Source organism: Streptomyces sp. NPDC087844 (assembly GCF_044742785.1).
Lineage (GTDB): Bacteria > Actinomycetota > Actinomycetes > Streptomycetales > Streptomycetaceae > Streptomyces.
This window is the reverse complement of sequence record NZ_JBIUVD010000017.1, coordinates 61,344-78,824: the sequence shown is the minus strand read 5'-3', so window position 1 is coordinate 78,824 and position 17,481 is coordinate 61,344. Positions and strand designations below refer to the sequence as shown.

Here is a 17,481-nt window from a genome sequence, read left to right as displayed (position 1 = left end):
ACGCGCAGGCACGCCGGCAGAAACGTCTGCGCCGCGCAGACGTGTCACCACCCCACGAAGCGCCCCACCAAGGAGGCATACGGCCGTCTGGGGTCTCCAGTCCCCGACGGCCACCGGCTCACCAGAGGTCGGTGAAGTTGACGGCGATGTTGTCGTTCGACTGATCGATGGCCGCGAACGCGGAACCGTTCACCTGCGCCGTGTTGCTCTGGTTCGAGGCGCCCGCACCGACGGCCTGCTGCTGTGTCGTGGGCGAGGCGCCGTAGTTGTCACCCCCGACTCAGCTGCCACCGACAGTCGCCACCGCGGCGTTCGATCCGTTGTCCGCGAAGGAGCCGCTGCGCCGACTGCTGCAGGACCCCTACCCCGCCCCTCACCGCCCCCACGGCACCGCCTCTTCCTTTTTTCGAACACTCGTACGAACATGGAGGCATGGCCACCATCGACCGGCAGGCCACGACGCTGGCCCTCGCACACGCCCTGTCAGCCGCCGAACGCGGACTGGCCGTCATCCCGCTGTCCCGGACCAAGCTCCCCGCGCTGCGCTCGCCCCACCGCGACGATCCGGCAGCACCGCCCTGCCACGGGGAGTGCGCCCGCTTCGGACACGGTGTGTACGACGCCTCGACCGACCCCCGCCGCATACGCGCCCTCTTCGCCGCCGCCCCCTGGGCCACCGGCTACGGCATCGCCTGCGGCCTGGACCCCCACCGCTTGATCGGCATCGACCTGGACACCAAGTCGGGTACGGACTCGTCCGCTGCTCTTCGCGAACTGGCGCTGCGCCATCTGTTCACGATCCCCGAGACGGTCGTCGTGCTGACTCCCAGCGGCGGCCGTCACCTCTGGCTGAGCGGCCCGCCCGACGTCGTCGTCCCCAACTCCGCGAGCCGACTGGCCCCGGGCATCGACATCCGCGGTGCCGGCGGCTATCTCGTCGGCCCCGGCTCCCGAACCGAACAGGGCGTCTACAGCACGGCTCCGGGCACCGCTCAGCTGCCGCCCGCCCTCTGCCCGACGTCGCTGCTGCACCTCCTGACGCCACCGCCCCGCCCCCACACCCCGACGACCGCCACGCCGAGCCGGCAGGGCGAGGGACTCGTCCAGTTCGTCCTCGCCGCGCACGAGGGCCAGCGCAACACCCGCCTGTTCTGGGCGGCCTGTCGCGCCTACGAGAACGGCTTCGGCCCGCAACTGACCGAGGGCCTGGTCGATGCCGCCGTCCGCACGGGCCTCACCGAACGCGAGGCCCGCTCGACCATCACGTCGGCGTCCCGCATGACGAGCCACCACCCGTAGCCCATGCCCCTGGAGCCGGCCGGGAGACGGGACCCGTCGAGAGCCCGGAGGGGTTCGGCCCTCACCGGAGGACCTGCAACCCGCCGGGCGACGCGGGCTCTCCGCTCCTTCTCCTTCGCGGGTCAGACCAGGGGGAGCCGCGATGCCGCAGCCGTAGCCATACAGGCCGGACCGGCTACGCGCCCCAGGCGCACGATCGTGCCGCTCATCCACCCGCCACAGCTGGAACGATCACTGCGGCCACAGCCGACAGCAGGCCCCCCACGGCGAGGGCGCCATTGAACTTCTCCTTGGCTGTCGGAAACAGAGAGCGACTCACGTTCCCGACCTTGCTGCGCAGGACGATCATCCTGACCTTCTGCCACCTGTGCTGACGTTTCGTACACCCCATCAACACGCCATAGGCGTTGTTACGGCAGTAGGTCTGACCATCTCGATTGACCGCGCCACACCAGACCGGCACTTGGAAGGCGGCGTACGCCGAGACACCGAGCGACAGAGCCACGACCACTGGCAATGCCCATTGCTGGCTCCAGGCAACGATCAAGGCCGCAGCCACCATGTATCCCCAGTACAGACGCACGACTTTCCCCATGAACACGCAGAGTATCCATGCATATGCGTAGCGCATAGACATGAATCGGACACAGGCAGAGCCGAGCAGCCGCGGCCTGGCGCGTCGAGGTCGTTCGCACGGCGGCGCACTCCACGTCGAAGCCGTAGAGGGGCGAATCCGGGCCCTTCCTGGTGACTAACCCCCACCCAATAGCGGGGCGAGGGGGTCCTGGGCGATCGGGACCGGCGTGGCCAGGGTCTCGTCGTAGGCCGGGCGCGGGAAGACGTACGGACCCAGGGGCAGTTCGCCCCACTCCGGCCGGTTGAGCTGGTAGAAGCCGGACCAGACGACCTCCGTCGCCGTGGCGCGGATCATGGCGAGCAGCGGCCAGCAGGCGTCGATCCCGCAGAAGCAGCCCAGGAGGCACGAGGCGCCGGTATTGCTGTCGCGGAGTTCCGGCGGGGCGTCGCCGAGGAAGTGCGCACGGGCCCGGGCGCCGTCGGCGTCGTGGTCCAGGTACAGCGGGGCGTGTTGTCCCAGCAGGAACTCCTCGCGCTCCTGCGGGGTGTCGTCGTCCTCGTCGAGCTCCCGGTCCCAGAGCGCGCGCGTCGCCTCCGCGACCAGGACGCGCAGGTCGGTGCCGTCGATCCGGATGCCCCATGCCGTGCAGTGCGGGTAGCTGGGGTGAGGATGGCGCAGAAACTCCATGCGGTGCGAGGCGGTCGACGGACTCATACGCCCATCCTGCGGCCCCCACACAATCAAAGCCACCAAGTATCGCCGCGACAGGGGCACCAGCCGAGCGGACCGACAGAGTGGCCGTCCCCATCCGCGCCCCATCCACGCCCGACAGGCCGGGGACCCAACGGGAATCGCGGTCACCAACAGGCAGCTCGCGCGACGAAGGCCCCCGACCGATATCGCTGGTCAGGGGCCGTTCACCTGCGGTGGGTGTGGGATTTGAACCCACGGTCACATCGCTGCGACGACGGTTTTCAAGACCGTTCCCTTAGGCCGCTCGGGCAACCCACCCCGCGCCGCTGAGAGATCGGCGCGGGGACAAGACTAACCGGTCAGCTGTCGCCCTCGCGCTGGCCCAGGGTTACTTCTGCCGTCCGCTGCTTGCCGTCGCGGGTGTAGGTGAGCTTGACGGTGTCGCCGGGCTGGTGGGTCCAGATCTCGCCGATGAGGGTGGGGCCGCTGTCGATCACGCGGTCGTCGAGCTTGGTGATGACGTCGCCGGGCTTGAGGCCCGCCTTCGCGGCGGGGCCGTTCGGCGTGACCGCGTCGGAGCTGGCGGCACCCTGTTCGGTGATCTTCGCGCCCGTGCCCTCCTCCAGGGAGACGGAGGCACCGATGACCGGGTAGACGGGCTTGCCGGTCTTGATGAGCTGCTGGGCGACGTTCTTCGCCTGGTTGATCGGGATCGCGAAGCCCAGGCCGATGGAACCGGACTGGCTCGTGCCGCCCAGGCCGCCGCTGGTGGACTGGATCGCGGAGTTGATGCCGATCACCGCGCCCTTGGCGTCCAGAAGCGGGCCTCCGGAGTTGCCCGGGTTGATCGAGGCGTCGGTCTGCAGGGCGCTCATGTACGAGGCCTTGCTGCTGGAGCTGCCGTCGCTTGAGGCGACCGGGCGGTTCTTCGCGCTGATGATGCCCGTGGTCACCGTGTTCGAAAGCCCGAACGGAGCGCCGATCGCGATGGTCGAGTCGCCGACCGCGATCTTGTCCGAGTTGCCGAGCGACAGCGGCTGGAGGTTGTCCGGCGCGTTCTTGAGCTTGATGACCGCGACGTCGTAGCCCTGGGCGTGGCCGACCACCTCGGCGTCGTACTTCTTGCCGTTCGAGAAGGTGGCCGACAGCTTGCCGCTCTCGACCGCCTCTGCGACCACATGGTTGTTGGTGAGGATGTGGCCCTGCTTGTCGAAGACGAACCCGGTGCCCGTGCCGCCCTCGCCGTTGCTGCCCTCGGCCTCGATGGTGACCGTGCTCGGCAGCGCCGTGGCGGCCACGTTCGCGACCGTGCCCGCGTCGCGCTTGAGGTCGCCGCCGCTCTCGGACGAGGAGACCGTCGTCGAGCCCGACGAGTCGTCGTTGCGGTCGGCCGCCCAGTAGCCGATGCCACCACCCACGCCGCCCGCGATCAGCGCGGCCACCAGGACCGCGGCGACCAGACCGCCCCGCCCGCCGGACTTCGGCTTGGGGGCGGGCTGCTGGTACGAGGAACCCCAGACGTCCCCGGAGCTGCTTTCGCCGCCGCCCCCGTAGGGACCGGAACCGCCTTGGCCGCCGCCCCCGTAGGGACCCGAGCCGCCCGCACCCCCGCCTCCGTACGGGCCGGAGCCGCCTTCGCCCCCTCCCGCGTACGGACCGGAGCCGGCCTCGTTCGCGTACGAGGGCGTGGCCGGCGGAGGAGGCGGCCAGGCGCCTGCCTCCGGAGCCGGAGCGGCACCCTGGGGAGCCCCGGGAGGCGTCGGGGGCAACGTGGCCGTCGGCGCGTCTCCCTGGAAGGAGCCCGGTCCCTGGGGCCGGTTCGTGCCCTCGTGGGGACCCGCGGGGCCCGCGGGACCCGCTCCCGGAAATACGGCCTGCTCCGGGGGCACGGAAGCAGCGGGAGTATCCACCGGCACGGGAGGTGCAGACGGGGCCGGGGGTACTGCAGTGCCCTCGTTCTCGGTGCTCACAGCTCTTCCTCTCGATCCACGGCTGTTCAGTAAGTTCGCATCCGGTCACGTTCGGTCGCGGGTGTTCAGGACTCCACCACGCGTGTTCGGGAACCGGCACGATTCAGCTGTGCATGTGCTTTTGTATGCCGTCAGCTTTTCCCACAGGACGTCAGGGCGCCATAAGCGGCACCTGTGACTCCGAGATTTTCATTTATATAGGACAGGTCTGACAAAAACACTGCACGGCCCGCGCCGCCGATCACGCCGCCGATCACGCCATCGGTCACGCCACCGATCACGCCACCGATCCGGCCGCCGGTCTCACGCCTACCCACTCGCGGTGGCACCATGACGCGGTGACCCACGCACGACAGCACCCGACACAGGTCGTCGCCCACCGCGGGGCCTCCGAAGAGGCCCCCGAGCACACCCTGGCCGCGTACGAGAAAGCGATCGAGGACGGGGCCGATGCCCTTGAGTGCGATGTACGGCTGACCGCGGACGGTCACCTCGTCTGCGTCCACGACCGCCGCGTCAACCGCACCTCCAACGGTCGCGGCGCCGTCTCCGCCCTGGAGCTCGCGGATCTCGCCGCCCTGGACTTCGGCTCCTGGAAGAACCGCGACGAGGCACCCGACTGGGAGCAGCAGCGCCCCCCTTCCTGGGAGCAGCAGTCCGTCCTCACGCTGGAACGCCTGCTCGAACTCGTCGCGGACGCCGGCCGTCCCGTACGGCTCGCCATCGAGACGAAGCACCCCACACGCTGGGCCGGCCAGGTCGAGGAGCGTCTGCTGGTCCTCCTGAAGCGCTTCGGTCTCGACGCACCGCCCTCGGCCGCCGAGTCGCCGGTACGCGTCATGAGTTTCTCGGCGCGCTCCCTGCAGCGCGTGCGCGCCGCGTCCCCGACGATGCCGACGGTCTACCTGCTGCAGTTCGTCTCGCCCCGGCTGCGCGACGGACGGCTGCCCCCGGGAGTCCGGATCGCCGGCCCCTCGATGCGGATCGTGCGCAGTCATCCGGCGTACATCGAGCGCCTGAAGCGGGCCGGCCACCAGGTCCACGTGTGGACGGTCAACGACTCCGAGGACGTCGACCTCTGCCTCGGACTCGGTGTCGACGCCATCATCACCAATCGCCCGCGCGCGGTGCTGCGCCAGCTGGGGCGCTGAAACCACGTACCTCACAATCCCCGCAGGTCCCACACGTCTCGTGCACGGGGTGCCGCAAATCGGACATGGAGTCGAATTCAAGCCACTCGATTACAGGGAGTGCTCCGGCGCACTCGCTCCGTATTCGATCGTTACGAGTGCGTCACTGCACGTGCATTGGCCGGTTTCCGGTTCATCCCAGAAGGGCATCCACACCGTGGCGTGGGGCAAAGGAGGTCTCGGGGGTGGCGTTGATGGTGGCACAAGAGGTGCCCACGTCGTCGAGCATGGCCGTACCCCATGGCCCTGCGGGCGTGGGAGAAGCAAGACACCGGATGCGGGACCAACTGCGCACCGGGGGTGTAGCGGAGACGGTCATCGACGATGCCGTACTGATCCTTTCCGAACTACTGAGCAATGCCTGCCGTCATGGCAGGCCACTGGGTGAAGCCCTGGCCGGGGACGGCGACGTCCGGGCCGCGTGGCGTGTCGAACCGACCGGCAGACTCACCGTCGAGGTGACGGACGGCGGCGGTCCGACCCGTCCGGTTCCGGCCACGCCCTCGGTCACCGCGCACGGCGGCCGCGGGCTCAACATCATCACCGCACTGGCCGACGAATGGGGTGTCCGGGACGACGCCCGCGGCGAGGTCACGGTGTGGGTGGTCGTACACAAAAACGCCTGCGCCGTGCGTCGGCGCAACGACTTCACCGCGCGGGTCACGGCTCCAGCGGTGTCCGCGGCGTCCACGGTGTCCGCCGCGTCCGCGATATCCGACCTGGACTTCGGGGACGCCTTCGACGGTCTGGACTGATTGGACCACCCGGACCACCCGGACCGCCCAACCACCTGGACCGCCTGACCGCCCGGACCGAAGCAGACGGAAGTACTGGTTCCGGGACGAACCGAAGCGCCGCTCCGGGTGCGGCCCGGCACGTTGTCCACAGGGTCCCGTCGGCCCTCGTACGAACGGCTAGGCTCGCGCCCGTACGAGTCGAGCCGTAACCGGGAGACATCCACGATGGCCAAGAAGCGACCCCAGACGAAGGCCAAGCAGCCGCAGCGGCAGGATGGGGCCCGCGCCGCCGGCGCAGACGGACACGTCCCGGTGGTGGGCGCACGCGAGCCCTGCCCCTGCGGCAGCGGCCGCCGCTACAAGGCGTGTCACGGACGCGCCGCCGCGCACGCCGTGACCGAGCTGGTCCACCGGCCGTTCGAGGGCCTGCCGGGCGAGGGCGACTGGATCGCGCTGCGCGAGCTGGTGCCCGCGGCGACCGTCGAACTGCACCTGAAGGAGGCGCTTCCGGAGGACGTGCCGTCGGTCACCCTCGCGACGGTGCTGCCGATGGCCTGGCCGGCCCTGCGCCGCGAGGACGGCTCGATCCTCATCGGTCTGCAGAACGACACGGCGTCCGGTGACATCAGCCGCGACCTGGCCGACACGCTCCAGCGCGCGCTCACCGCGGAACCGGGCACTCCGGTGCAGGGCCGCCGTGCTCCGAGCGACGGAGTGCGCCTGCAGGATCTCCTCGACCCCGAAGGCGCGTTCGAGCCAGTTGTGCACGCGGGCTTCGAGTTCTGGGTTCCGGACGCACAGAACGCCGCCACAGAGGTGACCGCCTCCCTGGAGCGCGCGAACGCCGCCGCCATCCCGACGGTGAAGCTCGCCGGTGTCGACGCCGCGTACTGGTGCGAGACCCCCGACAAGAACCACCTGCGCTGGGTCATGCCGCATCCTGAGGAGCAGCTTCTGGACGCGCTCGCGCGGCTCCACGCGGAGGGCCGGTCGAGCCTCGGCGAGGGCACCCGTCTGGTGGGTTCCTTCCGTGCCCACGGCCTCACCGTCCCGGTCTGGGACCTGCCGACGGGCGTCTCGGCCGAGGACATCGAGAAGCCCGCGTCCGAGTTCGCCGAGCGGCTCGCCGCCGCGCTGGCCACGGACGCACCGCTCACCGCGGACGAGCGCCGGGCACGCGGCGGCCTCACCAATCGCCAGGTCACCCTCAGCTGACGATCGGCGGACACCCCGCCCCGGCTGACCGACCGGCCAGCCGGGCGACAGGTGCGCACAACGGGTGACTCCTGTCACAACTCCCGGTCGTGACAAGCGAATCCGTGTCTGAATAGCCGAGATCGAATTTGCGAACCGCCGATCTCTTGTTACCGTTCCAATAGCCCGGTTGCTGGTGCATCCCCCGTCGCCAGCAACCGGGTCTTTTCATGTCCGGACACGGGACCGCCGATGGCTAAGTCCTCAACGCGCGTTCTGCACAGGCGAGTTGCTCCCCGAGCGCAGAAGCAGCGGCCCGTCGGCACCCTCCGCCGACTTGGCGAACTCAGCGATCGCCGAGTACTCCGAAGCGTCGCCGGCCGTCCGCTCCCGTGGTGTCTCGCACATTCCCGGCTCGTCGTCCGCGCCCGCCGCGCAGTACATCCGCACGGTGCGGCCTCCGGGCGCCAGAAGGGTCAGTACCGACGTGAGGGAGTCACCGGTCGCGTTGCGGTAGTAGGTACGCGCCCAGGTCTCTCGCCCCCGCGTCAGCACGCACGTCTGCGCCTCGATGCCGTCGGGGGAGGCGAGTTCGGGTCCGCAGCGGGCGGCGGTGGCGAGCCCCACACCCAGCGTCAGGGAGCGCTCGGAAGCCGAGGGGTGCCGGCCGGCCGCCTCACCGTCGGCACGACCTGAGCCGGCCGCTCCGCCGGAACGAGGACCGCCGGAACCAGCACCGGCAGAACCGTGACCACCGGCATCAGCACCACCAGAACCAGAACCCCCGGCGTCACGGCCATCGGCGCCACGACCGCCGCCATCACGACCGCCGCCATCACGCTCACCGGCATCACGCTCATCAGCATCACGGCCGTCACCGTCCGACGACTGTGCGGACGTGTGTGCGGACGAGAGTGCGGACGCAGAGGAAGAAGCGGGAGCCTCGCGGCCCACCGGCCCCGCGGAGGCCACCGCCAGCGGCAGTGTGACCGTGAGGACGACAAAGCCCGCCAGCATCGCCAGCCGGACTTTCCGGGGATCCGGTCGGTCGGGGTCCGGCGAGTGCGGCGAGTGCAGTGAGTGCAGTGAGTACGGGGAGTCCAGGGGTCGTCCCCCGGAGTGACGCAGCATGAAGGGGACGATAACGAGCGAGGGCGGGCGCGCGGCTCGCCGCGCGCCCGAGTCCCCTACAACTCGGGGGCGCTCACACCCGTACGAGTGAGAGCCTCCACCACCGCGTCCACCACGGCCTCGACATCGGGTACCCAGGGGGCGGCCGAGCCCGGCAGAGGAGCCCGCTCCCAGCGGATCCCGCCCTGCCCGGTCTCGGACGGCGGCAGGGCCACGTAACCGCCCTCGCCGTGGAAACGCAGCGAGCCCGGCACGAAGTCCTTGGCGTAGAGCAGCTCACCCAGCTGCTCCAGGGAGTACGGCTTCACGAGCAGCGCCCAGCGCGTCGGGGACGCGATCACGGGGCCGAGGCGCATTCCCTTGAGGTCGAGGGCTGCCAGCGCCCGGGCCGCGGCCGGGGCCGGCAGGCTCACCGCGCACGGGGCCTTCCCTCCGGTGGCGAGGACGATCGGGGCCGTCGGCCGGTTCGTCCACCACCAGCGCGCCATGCGCTCGTCGGTGGTGGCCGCGAGCAGGCCGGGGTCGAAGGGGTGGGCACCTGGCACCGTGCACTCCGGGTCCGGACACCCGCATCGGGCCCGCCCCTGCGGGTCCGGGGCCACACCCGGGAGTACGGGCCACTGCCATTGGGTCGCGAAGGTCAGGGCCGCGCTGAGCATCTCAGGCCTCCCGCCGTTTCGCCTGGACAGGAGCCTGCGTCGCCTTCCGAGGATCTCGCGCATGTGCGCTCGTTCCTTTCCGTTGAACGCCGAGGAACCACATCACACCATGTGACGATCGCTTCACTGTGCGTACCTACTGGCGCATTCCACCCTCGTCAGAGACAAGGGGAACCCCTATGGGCCGAGCGTTGGTTGCGTCCGCGTCCATACTGCGTCTGGCTAAAGCACGGGCATGGCGTGGGGTGGCGGCGCCTGGCGTTTGCTGTCCCGCGTATATCTCGCCGCCTCCGCCACGGGAGGATGGGGCACGGTCGTCGGTGGTTAAGACGCCCGGGTCCGTCGCCAGGTTCCGGGAGGGTTCCGTAAGGATCCCCACCACACCTGGCCTTCACCGAGTACGTACCCATCACGACCGCTGTGACGCTCTGTCGGGCTAGGCCAGTCGACCCCAATACACCGTGACTGGAGTCAGTTTTAAGCCAACTTTACCTTTACGTAGCGGCCCCACGGACACCAGGAATCCCAGCAGGACAATGCTGGACATCCCCTCACGAGTGCGTGTACATGTGGAGACACTGCCAGCGGCGCAGAATGACATGGGGGTTTGCGATGCTATCGAGCAATACGCACCGGTCGGAAAGCCGGACACCATGAACGCCCCTCACCTCCCGAAAGTGGCCGGAATCGATTCAACGGTTCCCTCGCCCACACACACTGTCGCGCCGACACGTGCCACCACGGGTTCCCCACCGACCACTTCCCCACACGCCCCGGGCGCCGTCCTCCAGGACAGACTCGCAGGCTGGGTGTCCGATCTCACCACTCTGCACGAGCTGACCGAGCGACTGGCACGGACCGCCTCACTGGCGGACGCCCTCCAGGAACTGCTGCGCGCCGGAGCCGCCCTCGTGGGCGCCCGGCGCGGCCTCGTCGTGCTGGAACCGGGCGACGGACTCGGCCCGGACACCACGATCGGCCTGGGCCTCGCCCGAGCGGATCTCGGGCACATCGAGACCGTCCCGCGCAGCTCCATGTCGTACGGAAAGATTCTCGACGGGCTTCCCGGGGGCCAGGGCGAGATCGCCCAGCCCGACCTGTTCTCCGAGGACGGGCTCGACCCGCGGCACCGCGAGGTGGCCGCCCGGCTCGGATATGCCGCGAGCTACGCGCTGCCGCTGTCCACCGACGCGGCGGGCCGGCTGGGCGCCGCCGTGTGGCTCTACGACGAGCCGGCCGAGCCGGTCGAGCGCCAGCGCCACCTGGTGGGCCTCTACACGGCGTACGCGGCCGAGCACCTGGCCCGCCTGGTGGAACTGGAGCGCACGCGCGCGTGCATCACCACCATCTCGGAGGAGTTGCTCCCCTCCCGGCTGCCCCGTGTCTCCGGGGTACAGCTCGCCGCCCGGCACCGCACGGGACCGCGCGGCGGCGGCGACTGGTACGACGCGCTGCCGCTGCCCGACGCCGCGCTCGGCCTCGCGGTCGGGTCCGTCACCGGATCCGGCCCCAGCGCCGTCGCGGCGATGGGCCGGTTGCGGGCCTCCCTGCGGGCGTACGCGGTGATGGAGGGCGAGGACCCGGTCGCCGTCCTGTCCGACCTCGAACTGCTGCTGCGGCTCACCGAACCGGCCCGCTCCGCCACCGCCCTGTTCGTGTACTGCGAGCCGGCGCTGCGCAAGATCACGCTGGCCGGGGCCGGACACAGCCCGCCGCTGGTGATCGGCGAGCGGCGCACCGAGTACGTGGAGACGTCGCTCTCGGCGCCCCTGGGCATGCTCGCCTGCTGGGAGGCGCCCAGTGTGGAGTTCCGGGCGGAGGCGGGAGAGACGGTTCTGCTCTACACGGACGGGCTGCTGCACCGGACCGGCGATCCCATGGACCGGGCCTTCTCGCGGCTGCACGCGGCCGCCGCGAGCGTGCCCAGGGCACTGCGCGCGGACCCGGGCGCCGTCGCCGACCACGTCCTGCGGACCATGCTGCCGGGCGGCCTCGACGACGCCGACAGCAACGAGGACGTGGTGCTTCTCGCGGCCCGCTTCGAGTGAGCCGCATGCCCGGCACGGCCCGTTTTTATGTGCGCGGGCCCTGTGCGGCCCGGTCCGAGTGAGCCGCGGGCCCTCTTCCGAGGAGTCGGCGCGCCCCGCGTGCGAGCCGTACGTCATCGGGTCCTCCGGCCCTGGGCGGTCTTCCGTACGACCGTACGATGGACAGCGTCCAGAGTCGTATCGAGGAGGCAGATCGTGTCGGAGGCGCTCATTCCGGAGACCCCGGAAGCCGTGCTTGAAGATGCCGCCGACCAGGCGGAAGAAGAAGAGCCCATCAAGCAGCGCAAGAACGGCCTGTATCCGGGCGTGTCCGACGAGCTGGCCCAGAGCATGAAGTCCGGGTGGGCCGACACGGAGCTGCACGGCCTGGAGCCGATCGCTCAGGCCGCGCACACGGCGGCCCGCCGCGCCGCGCTCTCCGCCCGCTTCCCCGGCGAGCGCCTGGTCGTCCCCGCGGGCAACCTGAAGACCCGCTCGAACGACACGGAGTACCCCTTCCGTGCCTCGGTCGAGTACGCGTACCTGACCGGCAACCTCACCGAGGACGGCGTCCTGGTGCTGGAGCCGGCCGCGAACGGCCACAAGGCGACGATCTACCTGCTGCCGCGCTCCGACCGCGAGAACGGCGAGTTCTGGCTCTCCGGTCAGGGCGAGCTGTGGGTCGGCCGCCGCCACTCCCTGACCGAGGCCGAACAGCTGTACGGCATCCCCGCCTCGGACGTCCGTGAACTCCCCGACAAGCTGCGTGAGGCGAGTGGCCCGGTCCGGGTCGTGCGCGGTCACGACACCGGGATCGAGGCGGCGCTCACCGACAAGGTCACCGCCGAGCGCGACGCCGAACTGCGGGTCTTCCTCTCCGAGGCCCGGCTGGTCAAGGACGAGTTCGAGGCCGGCGAGCTGCAGAAGGCGGTCGACTCGACCGTGCGCGGCTTCGAGGACGTCGTACGGGTCCTGGACCGCGCCGAGGCGACCAGCGAGCGGTACATCGAGGGCACGTTCTTCCTGCGCGCGCGGGTCGAGGGCAATGACATCGGTTACGGCTCCATCTGCGCGGCCGGACCGCACGCGTGCACGCTGCACTGGGTGCGCAACGACGGCCCGGTGCGCTCCGGTGACCTGCTCCTGCTGGACGCGGGCGTGGAGACGCACACCCTCTACACGGCCGACGTCACGCGCACGCTGCCGGTCAACGGCACGTACTCGGAGATCCAGAAGAAGATCTACGACGCCGTGTACGAGGCCCAGGAGGCCGGCATCGCGGCCGTGCAACCGGGTGCCAAGTACCGGGACTTCCACGACGCCGCCCAGCGGGTGCTGGCCGAGAAGCTCGTCGAGTGGGGGCTCGTCGAGGGCCCGGTCGAGCGGGTCTTGGAGCTGGGGCTGCAGCGCCGCTGGACGCTGCACGGCACCGGTCACATGCTCGGCATGGACGTCCACGACTGCGCGGCCGCGCGGACGGAGACGTACGTCGACGCGACGCTGGAGCCGGGGATGTGCCTCACCGTCGAGCCGGGGCTGTACTTCCAGGCGGACGACCTGACCGTGCCGGAGGAGTACCGGGGCATCGGCGTCCGGATCGAGGACGACATCCTCGTCACGGAGGACGGGAACCGGAACCTGTCCGCGGGGTTGCCCCGCAGGTCCGACGAGGTCGAGGCGTGGATGGCGTCGCTGACGGGCTGATGCCGAGTGGCGTGAAGTGAGGTCGACGGCCGGGTACCCAAGGGGTGCCCGGCCGTTCGTTCCGCGGGTGGGCTGCGGCTTGTCGCGCAGTTCCCCGCGCCCTCGAAGTCGCGCCTCGCGGGCAGGTGTCGGTGTCGATCCGCATCTGGAACCCGACGCCTCGCTCGGCCCGCTGGTGCCGACGGCGCCGCTCGTGGGCTGGGGACACCGGGCAGGCTGCTCCTCGGCTCTGCGACGCCGGCGGCCTCGTAGGAAAGTGCGTGTGCCACCCGTTGTCGCCGTGCGTCGTCTCCCCTGTCCGGACGTACCCGACGCCCCCGAGGCCCCGCGCGACGGGTCCCGCGGTGCGGTGGGCGACGGAGAGCCGGGACGGCGCGCCGACGGGCGCCCGGACCACCGCGCCGACGGGCGCCGGGTCACCGCACCGACGCGCGGCCGGGTCACCGCACCAACGGGCGGCCGGGTCACCGCACCACCTTGCGGACCGCCACCGCGCCGACGGGCATTCTGGCCCCGCGCCACCTTGCAGCCCGCCGCCGCGCCGACGGGCGTCCTAACCCCCGCGCCACCTTGACGCCCGCCCCCGTGCCGACGGACAGCCCGACCGCCGTGCCCTCCGGCGGCCCTGTTGCCGGAGCGACGGTCAAGCGGTCAGTACCGGTGAACCGACCCACACCGGAAGCGAGTCCGCGAACAGGGCCCCCGCGAGCAGCCCGCTGCTTCCGCGGGGGCTCCACGCGCGCGTGTGGAGGTCCTCGTCGAAGGCCGCCAGGGCCGCGCGGCCCGCTCCGGTGGACGTGCTGCCCACCTCGATGACCCCGCGGGCACCCGCCTGCACGTGCCGCAGACCGTGCGGTCCTGCCGTGTACAGCAACTCGGTGTCCTGGAGCGTCGACATGACGGTCAGCAGGGCGTCGAGCCGCGCGTACGCCTCGGGGACGCCGGTGGTGCGGGCCGCGGCCAGCGTGTCCAACGCCCGGCGCACATGGGGGAAGCCGGCTCTCGCCTCGCCCCGGGCGCCGGCCGCGCCGTACTTCGCGGAGACCGACGAACCGCGGGAGGGCCGTCGTGGCGCCCGCCGGTCGGAGTGGGCCGCGATCCGCTTGGCGGCCGTGGTCAGGTCCCGTCCGCCGGCCCGGGGTTCCAGGGCCGCGGCGGCGACCAGCAGGCCGAGCACCCACAGCGCTCCGCGGTGCCCGCCGCCCGCCAGGGCCACCGAGTGCTCGGTGCAGCGCCCGATCGCACCTAGCTCCGCCCGGAGTTCGGGCGTCGCCGAACCGGTGCGGCGGGCGGCGGCGGCCATCGCCGCCAGGCCGGGCTCCAGCGCCTTGGCCGACCAGCGCAGCGAACAGTGGTCCTCACCGGTCGCACGGGCACCGAGATCACGCGGGTCGGGCAGTCCTGGCTTGGGTGCCAGCGCAAGCTGGCCGGTGAGCGCGGTCACCGCGGCCCGCGCCAGCGTCTCGTCCGCACGGCTGCTCATCGCCCGCGGCCCCCTTACGAGGAGGAGGCGGAGGAGGAGGCCGACGCACTCGGGGCGTCGCCGGGAGCGCCGCTCGGGGGCGTGCCGCCGCCACCGCCACCGCTGCCCGCGCCGGAGTTCTCGGCGTCCGGGTCGACCCCGAGCGTGATGGACCCCTGGTAGCCCTTGGAGGGGTCCTTCTTGTGCACGGGTTCGAGGGTGAGCAGGCCGCTGGAGGCGCCCCCGCCGTCGTAGACCATGTCGTCGTCGAGCTTGGTCCAGGTGCCCGAGTGCTCGGAGTAGGGCTCCAGTTCGAAGATCTGCTCGGCGATGTCGTCGTCGAAGAAGAGCTGGCCGGTGTAGTTGACCTTGCCGCCCTCGTAGGTGCCGTCCTCCTTCTCGCCGCCGGTGTGCACCTTCACGTGGATGTGGCAGGTACGCGGCGTGTACCAGCCGGGGACGATGGTCTTGAACTTGACGACACCGTTGGCATCGGCGACCTGGTAGCCACGCAGATAGGTCTTGTCGTCGGCGGTCGAGCCGTCCTCGCTCTCGGCGGGCGCGGAACCGCCGGGGTTGGCCGTCGTGTAGCCCGAGTAGTAGCCCCAGGCGTCGCAGTGCCAGATCTCCACGGCCGCGCCGGCGACCGGGGCGCAGGACTCCGTGGTGTCCCGCACGGTGATCCGCAGCGTCAGCGGGACACCGCTCTTGCCCTCGGTGATGTCCTTCCTCACGAGGGCGCCGTCCAGGTAGTACGGGCCTTCGGTGACGCTGGACATGAGGACGCAGGTACCGCTGCCCGACGTGGTCGACGCGCTCGCGGAGGCCGTATCCGTGGCGGTCCCCCCGGCCGTGGCGGTCGTCCCGTCGGCGGAGGCGGACTGGTATCCGGCGATCGCGAGACCGCCGGCCGCGGCCGTGCCGCCGGTGACCGCGATGGCCCGGCGCCGCGTGATGCTCGTGCCTTTGTGTGTTCCCGTCATGACAGAAAGGCTAGGCAGGCCACCCGTCAGGGACATGGGCGAAAGCTGTGGGCGCCCTGAGAATGCCGGGGAAGCCGAGATCGGCGGGAAACCACCCCTCCTGGCCCCCTCCCGGCCCCCTCCCGGCCCTCTCCCGGCCCTCTCTTGGCCCTCTCTTGGCCCTCTCTTGGCCCTCTCTTGGGGGCTGCCCAGGGTGAACGCCGGGGCGAGCCGCGGGTGAGCCGCCGGGTAAGTCGCGGGTGAGTCGCCGGGGCGTGCCGTCAGGTGGCCAGCAGCGGCGTGCCCTCGCGCCACTTGAGGATCTTGTCGAAACTGACCACGGCCCCGCCCCTGACGGAGCTGCCGATGTGGACGTGGTCGGCGAGTTCCTGGATCAGACACAGACCCCGGCCGTGCTCCGCGTCGCTGTGGGAGGGCCGCAGGGGCGCACGACCACGTCCCGACGGGAACCCCGGGCCGGAGTCGGTCACTTCGATACGGCACTTCTCGCCGTCCAGATAGGCCGTGACCCGGTAGGCCTCCGTGGGCTTCCCCCGGTCCGTATCGCCCCCGTGTTCGACGGCGTTGGCGCAGGCCTCGCTCAGCGCGACGGAGATGTCGTAGGAGATGTCAGGATCCACCCCCGCGGACTCCATCGTGCCGATCAACAGGCGCCGGGCGAGCGGAACACTCGCCGCCTCACGCCGGAGATGGAGGGACCACCAGATGCTCATGCTCCAGCCTCCTGGCCGCGGCTCGACATACCGTTACGTATTGCCGCGGCGACCCGGAACTAAGCGTGCGGTCGACGTGACAACGCCCATACGGGGGATGTGCCGACGCCATCTGCCGGTGTATGGCCGGTGTGTATCCGACACACAGCTGACGCATATGCGGACGAACAACCACAGAAACTCATCTTCCGGTCCGCACGTCATCTTGTGGACCTGCCGTATGGGGCGGGTCGGGCCAGTGCGATGATGAGCCCGCCATGACTGCCTCCCACCAGCGCGCGCGCACCGGAGGTGATCTCCGGGTCCTGAGGGCCGCGGTGTTCACCGCGGTCTGTGTCGTGCTGGCCGCGGCCGGCCACTCCATCGCCTCCTGCGCGACGGTTCCGCTGTGGTCGCTCGGGGTGGGCTTTCTCGCCGTCTTCGCCGTCGCGGCGCCGCTCGCCGGGCGTGAGCGCTCGCTGCCGGGCATCACCGTGCTCCTCGCGACCGGCCAGACGGTCCTGCACACGCTCTTCGGACTCGGCCAGCACGGCACGGCGGTCACCGCTTCCACTGCTTCCACCGCTTCCACCGCTTCCACCGGCGTGGACGTCTCGCTCGTGGCCCGGGCCGCGCGCCTGGTGTGCGGCGCTTCCGTCGCGACACTCAGCCCCGCCCAGGCCCAGCGGATCCTCGCCGACGCACAACTCGGCACGGGCAGCGCCGGTACGGGCAGCACCGGCGGCGCGAGTACGGGCGTGGGCGTGGGCTCCTCTCACACCATGCACGAGCAGGCGGGCGCCATGTCGGCCGCCGTCGGATCGCCGTCGTCGGTGCTGCCGTCGCTTTCGATGCTCCTCGCTCACGTTCTCGCCGCGGTCGCCGCCGGATGGCTGCTGCGCCGCGGGGACATCGCCCTGCGGCGCCTCCTGCGGCTCTCGGCGCAGGGAGTGGCGGAAGGTCCGCTGGTCTCCCTGCGTGGAGCCCTGGCACTCGTACGGGCTCTGTTGTCGGGTCTGCCCGGCGTGATCCCGGCGGTGCCCGGCGCACCGCGCAGCTGGGCGTACGAACCACCGGTCCCGTGTACGACCGCTCTTCAGCACTCGGTCAGCCGGCGCGGTCCGCCGGCCGGCGAGGCACTCACCCTCGCCGCCTGACACGAC

General features: G+C 71.0%; 17 protein-coding genes, 1 tRNA gene and 1 pseudogene. 7 read left to right on the top strand and 12 right to left on the bottom strand.

The genetic code is table 11. From position 1 onward, the window contains the following. Positions 1-118: 118 nt before the first annotated feature. Positions 119-340, bottom strand: a pseudogene (locus ACIOKD_RS28895) (hypothetical protein); the annotation flags it as partial. 92 nt (positions 341-432) lie between these two features. Here ACIOKD_RS28895 and ACIOKD_RS28890 point away from each other — a divergent pair. Then, positions 433-1,299 carry a bifunctional DNA primase/polymerase gene (locus ACIOKD_RS28890; RefSeq protein ID WP_402089810.1) on the top strand — a complete coding sequence of 289 codons (867 nt, stop codon included), beginning with the start codon at positions 433-435 and terminating at the stop codon, positions 1,297-1,299. Positions 1,300-1,504: 205 nt separating this feature from the next. Here ACIOKD_RS28890 and ACIOKD_RS28885 read toward each other — a convergent pair whose 3' ends face one another. The 5 genes from ACIOKD_RS28885 to ACIOKD_RS28865 all read right to left on the bottom strand — a co-directional run bounded on the left by ACIOKD_RS28885 (position 1,505) and on the right by ACIOKD_RS28865 (position 4,820). Next, on the bottom strand, positions 1,505-1,930 hold the full coding sequence (locus tag ACIOKD_RS28885; protein WP_402089808.1) for a hypothetical protein: 426 nt from the start codon (positions 1,928-1,930) through the stop codon (positions 1,505-1,507). A gap of 120 nt (positions 1,931-2,050) precedes the next feature. Then, positions 2,051-2,590 carry a hypothetical protein gene (locus ACIOKD_RS28880; protein ID WP_402089806.1) on the bottom strand — a complete coding sequence of 180 codons (540 nt, stop codon included), beginning with the start codon at positions 2,588-2,590 and terminating at the stop codon, positions 2,051-2,053. 210 nt (positions 2,591-2,800) lie between these two features. Then, a tRNA-Ser gene (locus ACIOKD_RS28875) sits at positions 2,801-2,887 on the bottom strand. A 41-nt stretch (positions 2,888-2,928) separates the two neighbouring features. After that, positions 2,929-4,539 (bottom strand): S1C family serine protease, encoded by a 1,611-nt coding sequence (locus ACIOKD_RS28870; RefSeq protein WP_402089804.1) that lies wholly within the window; start codon positions 4,537-4,539, stop codon positions 2,929-2,931. A gap of 131 nt (positions 4,540-4,670) precedes the next feature. Next, positions 4,671-4,820 (bottom strand): hypothetical protein, encoded by a 150-nt coding sequence (locus ACIOKD_RS28865; RefSeq protein WP_402089802.1) that lies wholly within the window; start codon positions 4,818-4,820, stop codon positions 4,671-4,673. Between the two features lie 57 nt (positions 4,821-4,877). Between ACIOKD_RS28865 and ACIOKD_RS28860 the strand changes: the two genes are divergently transcribed. The 3 genes from ACIOKD_RS28860 to ACIOKD_RS28850 all read left to right on the top strand — a co-directional run bounded on the left by ACIOKD_RS28860 (position 4,878) and on the right by ACIOKD_RS28850 (position 7,681). Then, a complete protein-coding gene (locus tag ACIOKD_RS28860) occupies positions 4,878-5,690 on the top strand; it encodes a glycerophosphodiester phosphodiesterase (RefSeq protein ID WP_107020488.1) in 813 nt (270 codons plus the stop codon). A gap of 137 nt (positions 5,691-5,827) precedes the next feature. After that, entirely contained in the window at positions 5,828-6,484 is a 657-nt protein-coding gene (locus ACIOKD_RS28855; protein WP_402089801.1) for an ATP-binding protein, read from the top strand. Positions 6,485-6,691: 207 nt separating this feature from the next. Next, positions 6,692-7,681, top strand: a complete 990-nt coding sequence (locus ACIOKD_RS28850) for a DUF5926 family protein (RefSeq protein WP_402089799.1) — start codon at positions 6,692-6,694, stop codon at positions 7,679-7,681. A 243-nt stretch (positions 7,682-7,924) separates the two neighbouring features. Here the strand turns inward: ACIOKD_RS28850 and ACIOKD_RS28845 are convergent, their stop codons facing one another. The 3 genes from ACIOKD_RS28845 to ACIOKD_RS28835 form a co-directional block, all read right to left on the bottom strand. Continuing rightward, complete coding sequence (locus ACIOKD_RS28845; RefSeq protein ID WP_402089797.1) at positions 7,925-8,287, bottom strand: hypothetical protein; 363 nt, start codon at positions 8,285-8,287, stop codon at positions 7,925-7,927. 8 nt (positions 8,288-8,295) lie between these two features. Further along, positions 8,296-8,529, bottom strand: a complete 234-nt coding sequence (locus tag ACIOKD_RS28840) for a hypothetical protein (RefSeq protein ID WP_402089795.1) — start codon at positions 8,527-8,529, stop codon at positions 8,296-8,298. 318 nt (positions 8,530-8,847) lie between these two features. Then, entirely contained in the window at positions 8,848-9,513 is a 666-nt protein-coding gene (locus tag ACIOKD_RS28835; RefSeq protein ID WP_402089793.1) for a bifunctional DNA primase/polymerase, read from the bottom strand. Between the two features lie 473 nt (positions 9,514-9,986). Here ACIOKD_RS28835 and ACIOKD_RS28830 point away from each other — a divergent pair, with 473 nt between their 5' ends. Both ACIOKD_RS28830 and ACIOKD_RS28825 read left to right on the top strand, forming a co-directional pair. Then, positions 9,987-11,498, top strand: a complete 1,512-nt coding sequence (locus tag ACIOKD_RS28830; RefSeq protein ID WP_402089791.1) for a PP2C family protein-serine/threonine phosphatase — start codon at positions 9,987-9,989, stop codon at positions 11,496-11,498. A 195-nt stretch (positions 11,499-11,693) separates the two neighbouring features. Beyond that, positions 11,694-13,181 carry an aminopeptidase P family protein gene (locus tag ACIOKD_RS28825; RefSeq protein WP_402089788.1) on the top strand — a complete coding sequence of 496 codons (1,488 nt, stop codon included), beginning with the start codon at positions 11,694-11,696 and terminating at the stop codon, positions 13,179-13,181. 643 nt (positions 13,182-13,824) lie between these two features. Here ACIOKD_RS28825 and ACIOKD_RS28820 read toward each other — a convergent pair. From ACIOKD_RS28820 to ACIOKD_RS28810, 3 genes are all read right to left on the bottom strand, one after another. Then, the gene (locus tag ACIOKD_RS28820) at positions 13,825-14,664 is read right to left on the bottom strand and encodes a triphosphoribosyl-dephospho-CoA synthase (protein ID WP_402089786.1); all 840 of its coding nucleotides are present in this window, start codon (positions 14,662-14,664) and stop codon (positions 13,825-13,827) included. Positions 14,665-14,678: 14 nt separating this feature from the next. Continuing rightward, complete coding sequence (locus tag ACIOKD_RS28815) at positions 14,679-15,626, bottom strand: intradiol ring-cleavage dioxygenase (RefSeq protein WP_402089784.1); 948 nt, start codon at positions 15,624-15,626, stop codon at positions 14,679-14,681. A 260-nt stretch (positions 15,627-15,886) separates the two neighbouring features. Continuing rightward, a complete protein-coding gene (locus ACIOKD_RS28810; protein WP_107020479.1) occupies positions 15,887-16,339 on the bottom strand; it encodes an ATP-binding protein in 453 nt (150 codons plus the stop codon). 257 nt (positions 16,340-16,596) lie between these two features. Between ACIOKD_RS28810 and ACIOKD_RS28805 the strand changes: the two genes are divergently transcribed. Then, the gene (locus tag ACIOKD_RS28805; protein ID WP_402089782.1) at positions 16,597-17,475 is read left to right on the top strand and encodes a hypothetical protein; all 879 of its coding nucleotides are present in this window, start codon (positions 16,597-16,599) and stop codon (positions 17,473-17,475) included. Positions 17,476-17,481 lie beyond the last annotated feature (6 nt).